Origin of the sequence: Mucilaginibacter sp. KACC 22773 (genome assembly GCF_028736215.1) — a bacterium.
Taxonomy (GTDB): domain Bacteria; phylum Bacteroidota; class Bacteroidia; order Sphingobacteriales; family Sphingobacteriaceae; genus Mucilaginibacter.
In genome coordinates, this window is record NZ_CP117883.1 from 6081120 (window position 1) to 6093528 (window position 12409).

Genomic DNA, 12409 nt, shown 5'->3' on the forward strand with positions numbered 1-12409 from the left:
AAACATCGGTCAGGAAATACCAGTCTTGATCAATACAGATATGGGTGACCACTTGAATGAAGTATGGTATGATAGTGGGTTCTCTGTTCTGATAGATGATGACAAAAGCAATCTCCGCTTAGTCTGCTTTCTTTAAATCCCGTCAACCTGGCCTAATCCAGTGCGTATACTGATACAATAACCCAGCAAAAACCCCCGTGAGCCATTTTTGTCAGTGACTGACAACTCACAAGCTGTCTTATTTATGAATTGTATTTTAAACTTCGAAAAGTACTAAAAGATATAGAAAGAAAAATAGCACAAAGTCATAATTCCTGCGCTTTTAAGCGAATACTTTATAGATTTCAGGGCTTTAGTTAGATGGGCCTCGACGGTTTTCTCTGCTATATTGAGATCCTGAGCAATCTCCCGAATATTTTTACCGCTTTCCCGGCTAGCTTTGAAAACTAATTTGCATTTTTCTGGTAACACTTCTACCACACCACCAATATATTTTTTGAGAAATTGGGCGTATATTTGCTCATGCTCATAATTATGGTCATGCTTTCCGATTACATTATAGGCAATTTCGCTCCTTCTACGCTCGCGCATGGTATGGTTGATTACCATGTATTTCACAGACATGGCCAAATAATTTGGTAAGGAATTGATCTGGATATCGTCACGCCTGTCCCACAGCTTAATAAGCACTTCCTGAACGATTTCCTGGGCAGAGGATTTATCATGAGTATGATTATATGCGATGCCCAACAGTTTTTTCCAGTAACGGTCATAAATTTCAGTCATAGCTGCTTCTTCACCTTTTTGAAGAGATGCGACAAGTTGCGGGTCACTGTAATTTTTTACCGTCATAGTCTGATAATGCAATATATTAATTTTTCATTTAATGATTGTTACTTCTAAATAGCCAACTAAGTTGTCAATGATTTATTCTTCACCGAGCTACGTGTAAAAGTTGTTCTTTACCACACGATCAAACTATTGTTCATACATTAATATCTGTTCACTTTCCAGTTTTTCAAGCGGTTCGTTTAGCGATTGAGCAGAGTCCGTTTTAGATTACAATAGAACATTCTATAATTTCAACAATTTTGAGCCATATAGATGGAGATTTGGCCATATTATTGAATCAAAAAAGGGTGAACATCTTATAAAATCCTGTCTTCACTAAGAATAAAACCTCTTTTGAGCGCCCTCGTATCTATTGACAGCTTATTTTGCACATGCTAACGGATAATTTACCTAGCTCTATATTTAAACTTAGCTGTTTGTATTGTATTCTATAGCTTTTCTTATTATATAATAATTAAATGTCCGTTATTTTATTATTACTATCAATAATCAGGCGATAAAAGCATAAATTTTATAGATGTTAACAGTTTTATTAATAAAATTTTCAGTTAATCTACTTTTTTATACTAATTTTTAGTTCTTTTTTCATTTTCAACATTTAATTGCCGATCGAATTACGGCGAAGGGCGCCTTAATGGTTGTTTTTTATCTATTTTCGGAAACAGAAACGGTGTTTCATGTTATGTTACATCTGAGATATCCGCCGTTGGTGCGTATATCAGGTAAAAGTCAAATAAAATTAAGGATTGATTTGTAAAAAATATAATCTTCAGTGGAATTAGTTATCGTAATCTGAATATTTTACGGTAAATCCCCAGCATCTCTCTATATTTTTTGATAATAAGCCTTGGGGTTGATTCGTAAATTGTCGTTTTAGATCTTTATAGCTTAAATCGGTAAACGCCGTGGCGTACAACAGAAATATCGATATCCCACTGCGGCTTCGAGTTGTGCGCCACTTTATATAAATGGTTAATTACCTTGTCTCTTATGAAAGTTAATGATAACACTTCCTATAAAATTTATTCGGTCAGTGAATATTCCGTAACGGTTGAACTCAGCCAGGAGATCGGGGAAGTGGCATTTAATAAGTTAAATGCTTTCATATACCTGATCAACAAGAACCCTTTTCCTGGTTTGAAAACTATTGTACCTGCATACACGACTTTGACTGTTTTTTTTGATCCTGTAATAGTCTTTAAATCAGCTATGGTGGGCCGGGATTGTTTTGATAAGGTATCTATATATATCAACAATTTAAATGAACCATCAAATACCATTACCACCGAGAGTGGCGAAGTAGTCATTATCCCCGTTTGCTACGGCGGAATTTTTGGTCCTGATCTTGAGGAGGTGGCAAATCATAATAAATTAACAACCGATGAAGTAATACACCTGCATGCCTCAGGCACTTATAAAGTTTATATGATCGGGTTTACACCGGGTTTCCCCTATTTGGGTGGCATGGATGCTCAATTGGCCACACCGCGAAAGGCAGCCCCCCGCAAAGCAATACCAGCCGGGGCGGTTGGTATTGCAGGACTGCAAACAGGCGTTTACCCGATAGAAACGCCCGGCGGCTGGCAGATTATCGGGCAAAGCCCCCTGAAATTATTTGATATCCACAGAGTGAAGCCTGCATTATTAAACGCCGGCGATCGTGTGATCTTTAAGCCTATAGGTATCGATGAATTTAAAGAAATAGCCGGCCCATGCATATAAGATTACTTAAACCCGGCTTGCTCAGCACCATACAGGATATGGGGAGATATGCATATCTGTCTCAAGCAGTACCTATCTCCGGTGCTATGGATACCCTGTCGGCACGCATCGCCAACAAAGTGATAGGAAATAATGATAACGCCGCTGTAATTGAATTTACTTATGCCGACGCTGTTATTTCAGCCGAGGCCGACTTATTAATTGCTTGCGCCGGTGACGGCGCGAAATTAATTGCAGGTACCCAAAAAATCCCGCAGGAGCGGCCCGTATTTATTCCATCGGGAACTACTGTTAAATTAATTAATAACCCGTCGGGCAGCCGAACATATTTGGCAATTGCCGGCGGTTGGGATGTCCCCGATGTATTGGGCAGCAAAAGCACGTTTTTAACTGTTGGTTTTGGCGGGATGGATGGCCGCGCGCTAAAGGCAGGTGATGTGCTGAATGCAGAAACCCGCTATTCCGACATCACACAAAAAATATTTAGTAAGCTCAGAGGAGATCGGATTAATTACCCCGAATGGAATATACCGCGTCAATTGCTTTTGCCTTCCGACAGAAAAAATATCAGGGTAGTGCCTGCTCGTGAGTTTTCTTGGTTTGATGGGAGGTCGGTTGCGGATTTTTTATCGGCACCGTATATCATCGACCAGCGAAGCAACCGTATGGGTTATCATTTAAAAGGGCCTGGCATAACGCGTATAAAAAACGATGAACTGCTGAGTAACGCTGTAACGCCCGGCACTATACAGGTCACAGGCAACGGTGGTATGATCATATTAATGTCCGATTGCCAGACTACCGGAGGCTACCCACGCATAGGGCAGGTTGCTTCCGTAGATATGCCCTTATGTGCCCAGCTAAAACCCGGGGACGTCATTTATTTTAAAGAGATAAGCCGGCACGAAGCAGAAATCCTGTACATTGAACGAGAGCAGCAATTACAACTTTTAACAACAGCAGTGCAAACTAAATTTTTATAAAATACCATGCAAAACATCGACTTGAATTGCGATATGGGTGAAGCGTTTGGCAATTACCCCATGCCAAACGACGATACCTTGATGGACTACATCACATCGGCAAATATTGCCTGCGGTTTTCATGCCGGGGATCCTGAGGTAATGCAGCATACCGTTGCTGTGGCGGTTAAGAAGAAGGTAGCTATTGGCGCACACCCTGGTCTGCCCGATCTGCAGGGATTTGGCCGTCGGGATATGAAAATCACATCCAACGAGGCCTACCAGATGGTACTTTACCAGATAGGCGCGCTGTCGGGTTTTGTTAAAGCATCCGAAGGCAAGTTGCATCATGTGAAGGCACACGGCGCCTTGTATAATATGGCCGCAACGGATGTCGCGCTAGCGCGCGCCATTGTACAGGCCGTGCATGATTTTGACCCAACATTAATTATATATGCGCTTGCTGGCAGCGAAATGGTCCGTGCGGCCAAACAAGTGGGCATTACCACCGCTTCAGAAGTTTTTGCAGACCGTACTTACCAGGATGATGGTTCGCTTACCCCTCGTAACCAGGCCAACGCGCTGATCACTGATGAGCAGCAATCAATAGCCCAGGTACTGATGATGGTGAAAAACCAGCAGGTAATCTCGGTCAATGAAATGACTATCCCCTTAAAGGCCGAAACACTTTGCCTTCATGGAGATGGTACGTATGCCGTAGCGTTCGCTCAATTGATAAGCCAGAAGCTAAAAAGCGAAGGTATTACCTTAAAAGCCCCGGCACAATAAATGAAGAAACAAAATAACTGGAGCGTATTAATCGGTGCGGCCTTCCTGATGGCATCATCGGCTATTGGACCCGGGTTTCTTACCCAAACGGCGGTGTTTACAGCCCAATTGGGTGCCAGCTTTGGTTTCGTAATTTTGCTTTCAGTGCTGCTGGATGCAATTGCGCAGTTAAATATTTGGCGCATTATTGCCATAGCCGATAAACCTGCGCAGGATATCGCCAACCAGGTATTCCCAGGGTTAGGGTATTTTATTTCGTTCCTGGTATTTCTGGGAGGTATGGCCTTTAATATTGGAAATATTGCCGGTGCCGGTTTAGGTTTGAATGTGTTGTTTGGTGTAAGCGTTGGGCAAGGGGCAATCATGAGTGCCATTGTGGCCATCGGCATATTTATTTATAAAGAATCGGGTAAGGCGATGGATTTATTTGCTAAGTGCATGGGCTGCCTTAAAATAGGTTTGGCGCTTTATGTAGCCTATGTCAGCAGCCCGCCCCTGGGCGAGGCGGCCATCCGTGCGGTAAACCCAACGCAGTTCAGTTTTACTGCGGTGTTAACCATTGTAGGCGGTACGGTAGGCGGTTACATTACCTTTGCCGGCGCACACCGTTTGCTGGATGCCGGGATAAGCGGGCAGGAAAACTTGCCTGTGGTTAACCGCGGTGCCATAAGCGCTATTGGCCTGGCATCAGTCATGCGATTATTGCTATTTATTGCAGCGCTGGGCGTTATAACAGCCGGCGGCAAACTAGACCCGGCCAACCCGGCATCATCGGTGTTTAAGTTGGCGGCAGGCCAGCCGGGGTATAAACTCTTTGGAGTTATCATTTGGGCGGCCGGTATCTCGTCAGTAGTGGGCTCGGCTTACACCTCGGTATCATTTATCAAAAGTTTTCATCCGATGATATTGAAAAGAAACAGGGAGATCATTATAGCCTTTATCGTTGTTTCATGTTGTATATTTTTGGCCATAGGAAAACCCGTGAATATATTACTGGCTGTCGGGGCCATCAATGGCTTTATATTACCCATAGCGTTAGGTGTAATGCTGATAGCAGCCTATCGATTAAAGATTGTTGGAGGATATAAACAACCGCTTTGGTTAACCATATTAGGTATTATTGTGGTGGGCACCATGACTTGGATGAGCATTGGCGCTATCGCCCAAATGTTAGGACATTAATTTGAATCTGGAATGAAACTATCTAAACTAATATTACTGTTATTAACTTCGAATGCTGCCTTTTGTCAGCAAAACGCCAAGCCTGTACCTGTTGAGCCGGGTGTATCGTATCAACTGGCACAGTACAGGCATTCGACAATTAGTAATATTGAGTATATCGAAGAATTTAAAGTGCCTTTACAACGCACTGATGATATTACAGGTATATCTCATATCATATTTGATCTGAAAGATATCAGCCAACCATTGCAAATAGATTTCAAGCAAGGTGCAGACCATGTTAAAAGGATAATATTAGATGGCGGAAAGTCAATTGATTTTGAGATCAGGAATGAGCATATCATTATTGCTCCTCAATATTTAAGCCTGGGACGCAACAGTATAACTATTGATATTATTGCCGGGAATGAATCATTAAATCGTAACAATGATTACTTGTACGCTTTGTTTGTGCCGGACCGGGCACGTACTGTTTTCCCCTGCTTTGATCAGCCCGATTTAAAGGCAACTTTCCATTTGGGACTACAGGTGCCAAAAGAGTGGAAGGTATTAGCTAACGGGACTATAAAAAAAACGACAGAAACTGGAGAATTTACCAATTATGAGTTTAACACGACAGCTAAACTTCCCACTTACCTGTTCTCTTTCACCGCAGGTAAGTATACGGATGTAAAACAGACAATAGGTAAGCGCAGCGCCGAATTCCTGTATCGTGAAACAGATTCCACCAAAATTAAACTGAGCGTTGATTCAATTTTTAAGGCCCATTTAGATGCGATCAATTTTTTGGAGAACTGGACAGGCATCCCTTTCCCGTTTCAAAAAGTAGGTTTTGTAGCCATTCCCGATTTTCAATTTGGGGGTATGGAGCATCCAGGCGAAGTTCAATACAAAGCGTCGACATTGTTTTTGGATGAAGGTTCTACTAAAGATGAATTGATAGAACGGTCAAGCGTCATCTCGCACGAAACTGCCCATATGTGGTTTGGAGATATGGTAACCATGCAGTGGTTTAACGACGTCTGGATGAAAGAAGTGTTCGCCAATTTTATGGCCGATAAGGTGACTGAAAAACTAATGGGCAGCGAAACCTTCAACCTTAAGTTTTTGTTGGACCACTACCCGGCTGCTTATGGTATTGACCGCACTATGGGTGCTAACCCTATTCGTCAGCAATTGGATAATTTGCAGGATGCCGGCTCACTTTACGGCAATATCATTTATCATAAAGCACCTATTATGATGCGCCAACTGGAAAGCCTGATGCGTAAGGATAACTTCCAAAAAGGCATAAGAGTATATTTAAAAAGATATGCTTACGGCAATGCGACCTGGCCCGACCTGATCGCAATTCTAAGTAAATACACCACCAACGATCTATATACCTGGAACAAAGTTTGGGTAAATCAGCCAGGCAGGCCAGTGTTTGAATATAAAATAAGCTATGATGGCAATAAGATCGGTAATCTGATCATCAACCAGCACCCCGAGGTAGGAACGCAACGGATATGGCCGCAGGTTTTTAGTATCACAATGGTTTATGCCGATCATAGCAAAACCATAGCGGTGAATATGAACGCACGGCAAATCATAATAAAAGCTGCTGCGGGGTTGGCCAAACCGTTATTCATACTATTTAATTCGGATGGCATGGGATACGGCTTGTTCCCGGTCGATAAAACTTTGACAGGTAGTCTGTCCTCTTTAAAAAGTCCGCTGCAAAGGGCATCGGCGTATATCAATGCCTACGAGAACATGCTGTCCGGCCGGGCTTTTATACCGGCAGAATTATTGAAGCTATATCAGCAAGGTATCGCTGATGAGAACAATGAAATGAACCTGCGCCTGCTTACAGGTTATATCGGCAATATATACTGGACATTTTTGCGACCCTCAGACCGCCTCGCACTAAGCGCCGGATTGGAACATTCCCTATGGGCATCGATGGAGCAGCAGACCGCCGCTAATAACAAAAAAATATTATTTGGCGCTTACCAAAACATTGATTTGAGTGCCGAAGCAAAAAAAAGGATATACCAGGTATGGCTGACACAAAAACCACCAGCCGGCATTAAACTTGCCGAAGACGATTATACGGGCATGGCCCTTTCGATAGCTTTGAAAAGTGATACGCCAACATCTGTACTTAAGCAACAACAAGACAGGATCAGCAATGCCGAACGCAAAGCCCGTTTGAGTTTTTTAATGCCCGCGTTATCGTTAAATGTCCAGGAACGCGATGCTTTTTTTAACGGCCTTGCCGATCGTAAAAATCGCGCTAAAGAAGCCTGGGTTGCCACTGCGTTGACTTACTTAAACCATCCGCTAAGGCAAGATACATCGATAAAATACCTGCCAAAAAGCTTGGAACTGGTAGAGGAAATACAACGCACAGGCGATGTTTTCTTCCCCCAATCGTGGCTGGGGGCAGTATTTGGCAGATATCAATCCGAAGCAGCTTACCAAACTGTGGCCTCTTTTTTAAAACAGCGGCCAAATTATAACAGTAAGCTAAAGGACAAAATATTGCAGGCTACTGATAATTTGTACAGGGCGCAGAAACTGCTCAAAAATTGATTTTATTGGTGTAAAAACCATTGAGTTCGACATCGAAAAGAATATATTTATCTGTCCGTCAAATGCCCGTTTATTGATCGTGTAACTCGTGCCACGATATAGCGAAACTCCTTCCTATACAATAGTTATAGGGGGCCTTCGCATTATACGGAAGGGTGCCTATTCTCATGATGGTCCGCTCAAGCTATGACGTTTGAGCGCAGAATGTTAGGGCCGTAAAATTTAACAATAAACATCTTGCTAATAGACCTTGGATAATAGAACCGTTAAATTCATTCCCATCAACATTCAGAACGCTCAAATATTCTGAAAGATCGCTGATGTAATCTTCCAGAGAAATAAACCCTTTAGTTTACATCCGATGAGTCCTGATGATGATTATATACAACTTTTGAATTCTTGACGGGGAATACTTATCAGTTTTTAATGAAAGTGCCTCCATCGTTCCGTAAAGTCCGATTGCGTTAGAATTACTGCTAAAGGAAGATTGTCTATTTTAGGGCGATTTTGTCCCTATCTCAGCGGTTGAAAAAATGATTTTTTCTATTTCTCGCGACACTTTTGAATATAATAGTATTTTTTTGGCGGTTATATTGATGTTTCTGCAATTATTTACATGAAATTTATTTAAAATATAATGTAAATTTAATAAATTAGATTTTTAAATTGTTATGATCAAAAATTTCAGTGAAGAGCAGCTGGTTCTATCCCTCAAAGCAGGGGATGAGGCAGCTATCGCTGAAATTTATCGCCGATACTGGCGAAAGCTGCTTGCGATCGCCTACAATCATTTCAGGGATAAATCATCCGCCGAGGAAATTGTTCAGGACGTATTAATAAAATTATGGGATAGACGGGCGGAGGTTAGTATCGATTCCTTGTCCGGATACCTAGTAACTGCGGTTAAATATACTATTTTGAATGCCATTTATAGGGAAAGGCGCCGGAATGAAATTGCTTTTAATGTCTTTGGCAGCAATGATTGTGATTTTGACGATGAAAAAATCTATGCTAATTTCTTAAAAGAATATATTAATGGAGTAGTAGAAAAACTGCCTGAAAAATGCCGACTGGTTTTTAAATGCAGCAGGGAGCAGGGTAAAAACATTCCCCAGATAGCTTTTGAATTAAACATTGCCGAAAAGACGGTTGAAGCACATCTGACTAAAGCGCTAAAGTCTATCAAACTCTCTCTTCGCAACACCAGCCTTGTGCTGCTGGTTTCCTTTGTATATCTCATTTCTTAGTCAGTTTCTTATCTTATGCCTTATAGATTAACGTCAGGGTTAGCTTCGTAACTTAAACCGTTATCGTCTATGTATATTTTCTGTTATTCAATTTTTTTGGCAGATTCCATAAGAATCAGCATTAGCATAACAAAATTGAATGTTATAACATCTACACTAAAGATGTAAAATTACCTTCCCAATCTACGAATGTTCTCCTTTTTTTTGATTGCCACTAAGGGTAAAAGGTAGACTTACGTTACTGTATAATAACGATAAACCATTTATAAGCTATCAACCAAAAGAACCAATGTATGAAGTATCCCTTTTTCTGATGCTTTATTTTCTATCACGAAGGCAAACAGGTTCAAAAAAAAGATCGTTTCCATCGGCTACTTAATCTGGCCGACTCTATGTCGCGGCAGATATAATATAAATCATTGGGTTGGTAAAAAAGCGTAAACAGCCGTGTTGTGAAATAACTGTCAGGCTGCGAGCGATATCCGCCAGGCGACGGTAGCAGGTTTATCAACAGTGCGGCAGCACGGCAAGATGTGTTAATGGCCGCAGCGGTCATTTAGATTTATCCTCCCCGATTGATGTCAGAACAAAGTTGTGGCTACGAATTGGCGGCCCCATGACTGATGAATAAAGAAAGCGGAACGGGACGTACGATGAAGATCCGATTGCTTAGTGATCTTAATTATAGATACCGACTAATAAATTTCAAGATTATATATAATGATAAACTCTCCTGAATTAAATATTAGCAACGCGCTAATCGAGAAAGAAAGTAAATACGGTGCACACAACTACCATCCATTGCCTGTGGTTTTGGAGAAAGGAAAGGGCGTTTTTGTTTGGGACGTCGAGGGAAACCAATATTTCGATTTCCTTTCGGCCTATTCGGCAGTAAATCAAGGACACTGTCATCCCCGGATAATCAATGCTTTGAAACTACAGGTAGAACGATTAACGCTAACATCCCGGGCGTTTTATAATGACAAACTCGGCGACTTCGAGGAATTTATTTGTAATTTATTTGGCTTCGATAAGGCATTAATTATGAATTCAGGTGTTGAAGCGGTAGAAAGTGCTATGAAACTTTGTCGCAAATGGGCCTATCAAGTGAAAGGAATCCAGCCAGACCAGGCTAAAATAGTTTTTGCAACCGGCAACTTTCATGGGAGAACAATTTCGGTGATATCTGCATCAGATGATGAAACGGCAAGAAAAGATTTCGGGCCATTTGTGGGGGGCATATCACAAGTTCCCTATAACGATGTGGATGCTTTTCATACTTTATTGAAGGAAGACCGGCATATAGCAGGATTTATCATAGAACCCATCCAGGGTGAGGCAGGTATCGTGGTTCCTGATAGCGATTACCTATCACGTATCAGAGCTTTGTGTAAGGCATTTAATGTGCTATTTATTGTAGATGAAATTCAAACCGGTATTGCAAGGACTGGAAGTATGGTAGCTTCTTACGATATAAATTCAGCGGAAAAAACTGACCAACCGGATATATTAATCTTAGGAAAAGCAATTTCCGGAGGGGTGATACCGGTTTCTGCTGTTTTAGCGAATGACGAGATCATGCTCACAATCAAACCCGGCGAGCATGGGTCAACTTATGGCGGAAACCCTTTGGCATGCGCGGTTGCAAAAGAGGCTTTACAGGTTGTTGTTGATGAGAATCTGGCTTATAATGCGTTTACGCTTGGCCGGATATTCAGATCAGGGCTTAAAGATATCGCTAAGCGAACAAACCTGATACGGGAAGTGAGAGGAAAAGGGCTTCTTAATGCAATTGTCATAAACAGCACGGAAAATTCTGACATGGCCTGGAACATTTGTTTGAAATTTAAGGAAAATGGATTATTGGCAAAGCCCACGCACGGCAACAAAATCCGCCTGGCTCCTCCCTTGGTCATCACAGAAGCTCAAATAAACGAATGTCTATTGATCATCGAAAAATCGTTGCTAAACTTTGCTTAAAGATTTATGAAAAAATCGATCAAGTTGGTAAAAAATCGTTCTGATATTGGCGCAGGGACAAGAGGTGCTGATTTAGGAATTGACGCTATTGAAATCGCAGCCATTAATAAGGGAAGTGAATACTTTAACACTTTCCCATTTATCGATGTCGAAACACATAATGAAACGATATACAATAAGGACCGAAGCACGTTTGCTAAAAGAATTGAACATGTCTTGCAACAATGCAGAAGGGTCGCCGGGGCAGTAAACCGAACCATGTCTGAGAAATATTTTCCGCTGGTTTTAAGTGGCGATCATTCTTCAGCTTTGGGGACAATTAGCGGAATTAAAACGGCCTTTCCTGATAAAACACTTGGCGTAGTGTGGATAGATGCCCATGCAGATTTGCACTCACCCTATACTTCCCCTTCAGGAAATATACACGGAATGCCCTTAGCAGCGGCACTGGCTAATGATAATTTGAATTGCCAGGTAAACCCCATCCAAGGTGAGATCCGACATTTTTGGAATGATCTCAAAAAAATCGGAACTCCTGATGCTAAGTTGACGCCTGAACACTTAATTTATTTTGGTGTGCGCGATACAGAAGAAGCAGAGGACAGGCTCATAGAATCTTTGGGCATCAAAAATTACAGGGTTGAGGAAATACGTTTCAGGGGATTAGTGAAATGTGTGGATGAAGCGCTACACAAATTAACAGTTTGTGACATGATTTATATTTCTTTTGATGTTGATAGTATGGATTGTGACCTCATTTCACTGGGTACGGGTACACCTGTATCTAAAGGATTCGATCAGTATGAAGTAATGGCGATTATGAAACAGCTCATCGGTTCACAAAAAGTAGTATGTGTCGAACTAGTTGAAGTTAATCCTCTGCTGGATAACAAGGGAAACAAAATGGCAGAGACGGCATTTGAAGTTTTGGAGCAGACCTCCATAGCTATTGACCTTCAGCCGTAGGCTATAAAAAAACGCCCCATGTACAGATCACCTACACTTTTTTATCCAAAACAGTGTAGGTGATAAACTTTCAAGATTATAGTTTACTTTTTAAGCAATGCCATATCAATTACAAAAAGAATAGCGGGTACC

General features: G+C 41.6%; 9 protein-coding genes. 8 read left to right on the plus strand and 1 reads right to left on the minus strand.

Annotated elements, in window-relative coordinates:
- Positions 1-273 precede the first annotated feature (273 nt).
- Entirely contained in the window at positions 274-852 is a 579-nt protein-coding gene (locus PQ469_RS25225; protein ID WP_274210148.1) for a sigma-70 family RNA polymerase sigma factor, read from the minus strand.
- A 990-nt stretch (positions 853-1842) separates the two neighbouring features.
- On the opposite strand from PQ469_RS25225, the gene pxpB reads away from it, so the two are divergent.
- The 8 genes from pxpB (at position 1843) to PQ469_RS25265 (ending at position 12277) form a co-directional block, all read left to right on the plus strand.
- Entirely contained in the window at positions 1843-2574 is a 732-nt protein-coding gene (gene pxpB, locus PQ469_RS25230; protein ID WP_274210149.1) for a 5-oxoprolinase subunit PxpB, read from the plus strand.
- The gene (locus PQ469_RS25235) at positions 2565-3557 is read left to right on the plus strand and encodes a 5-oxoprolinase subunit C family protein (RefSeq protein ID WP_274210150.1); all 993 of its coding nucleotides are present in this window, start codon (positions 2565-2567) and stop codon (positions 3555-3557) included. Before pxpB ends, PQ469_RS25235 begins: the two co-directional genes overlap by 10 nt.
- Before the next feature lie 6 nt (positions 3558-3563).
- A complete protein-coding gene (locus PQ469_RS25240; protein ID WP_274210151.1) occupies positions 3564-4325 on the plus strand; it encodes a LamB/YcsF family protein in 762 nt (253 codons plus the stop codon).
- On the plus strand, positions 4326-5507 hold the full coding sequence (locus PQ469_RS25245; protein WP_274210152.1) for an NRAMP family divalent metal transporter: 1182 nt from the start codon (positions 4326-4328) through the stop codon (positions 5505-5507).
- A 12-nt stretch (positions 5508-5519) separates the two neighbouring features.
- Positions 5520-8084, plus strand: a complete 2565-nt coding sequence (locus PQ469_RS25250; protein ID WP_274210153.1) for a M1 family metallopeptidase — start codon at positions 5520-5522, stop codon at positions 8082-8084.
- Positions 8085-8755: 671 nt separating this feature from the next.
- Positions 8756-9331, plus strand: a complete 576-nt coding sequence (locus tag PQ469_RS25255; protein WP_274210154.1) for an RNA polymerase sigma-70 factor — start codon at positions 8756-8758, stop codon at positions 9329-9331.
- Between the two features lie 720 nt (positions 9332-10051).
- Positions 10052-11311, plus strand: a complete 1260-nt coding sequence (gene rocD / locus PQ469_RS25260; protein ID WP_274210155.1) for an ornithine--oxo-acid transaminase — start codon at positions 10052-10054, stop codon at positions 11309-11311.
- A gap of 6 nt (positions 11312-11317) precedes the next feature.
- Positions 11318-12277 carry an arginase gene (locus tag PQ469_RS25265; RefSeq protein WP_274210156.1) on the plus strand — a complete coding sequence of 320 codons (960 nt, stop codon included), beginning with the start codon at positions 11318-11320 and terminating at the stop codon, positions 12275-12277.
- The last annotated feature ends 132 nt before the right edge of the window (positions 12278-12409 follow it).

What these genes read in the sequence shown, in the direction of transcription:
- pxpB (WP_274210149.1), top strand. Translation starts at nt 1,843, where the DNA reads ATGAAAGTTAATGATAACACTTCCTATAAAATTTATTCGGTCAGTGAA.
- PQ469_RS25225 (WP_274210148.1), bottom strand. Translation starts at nt 852, where the DNA reads ATGACGGTAAAAAATTACAGTGACCCGCAACTTGTCGCATCTCTTCAA.
- PQ469_RS25240 (WP_274210151.1), top strand. Translation starts at nt 3,564, where the DNA reads ATGCAAAACATCGACTTGAATTGCGATATGGGTGAAGCGTTTGGCAAT.
- PQ469_RS25235 (WP_274210150.1), top strand. Translation starts at nt 2,565, where the DNA reads ATGCATATAAGATTACTTAAACCCGGCTTGCTCAGCACCATACAGGAT.
- PQ469_RS25265 (WP_274210156.1), top strand. Translation starts at nt 11,318, where the DNA reads ATGAAAAAATCGATCAAGTTGGTAAAAAATCGTTCTGATATTGGCGCA.
- PQ469_RS25250 (WP_274210153.1), top strand. Translation starts at nt 5,520, where the DNA reads ATGAAACTATCTAAACTAATATTACTGTTATTAACTTCGAATGCTGCC.
- rocD (WP_274210155.1), top strand. Translation starts at nt 10,052, where the DNA reads ATGATAAACTCTCCTGAATTAAATATTAGCAACGCGCTAATCGAGAAA.
- PQ469_RS25255 (WP_274210154.1), top strand. Translation starts at nt 8,756, where the DNA reads ATGATCAAAAATTTCAGTGAAGAGCAGCTGGTTCTATCCCTCAAAGCA.
- PQ469_RS25245 (WP_274210152.1), top strand. Translation starts at nt 4,326, where the DNA reads ATGAAGAAACAAAATAACTGGAGCGTATTAATCGGTGCGGCCTTCCTG.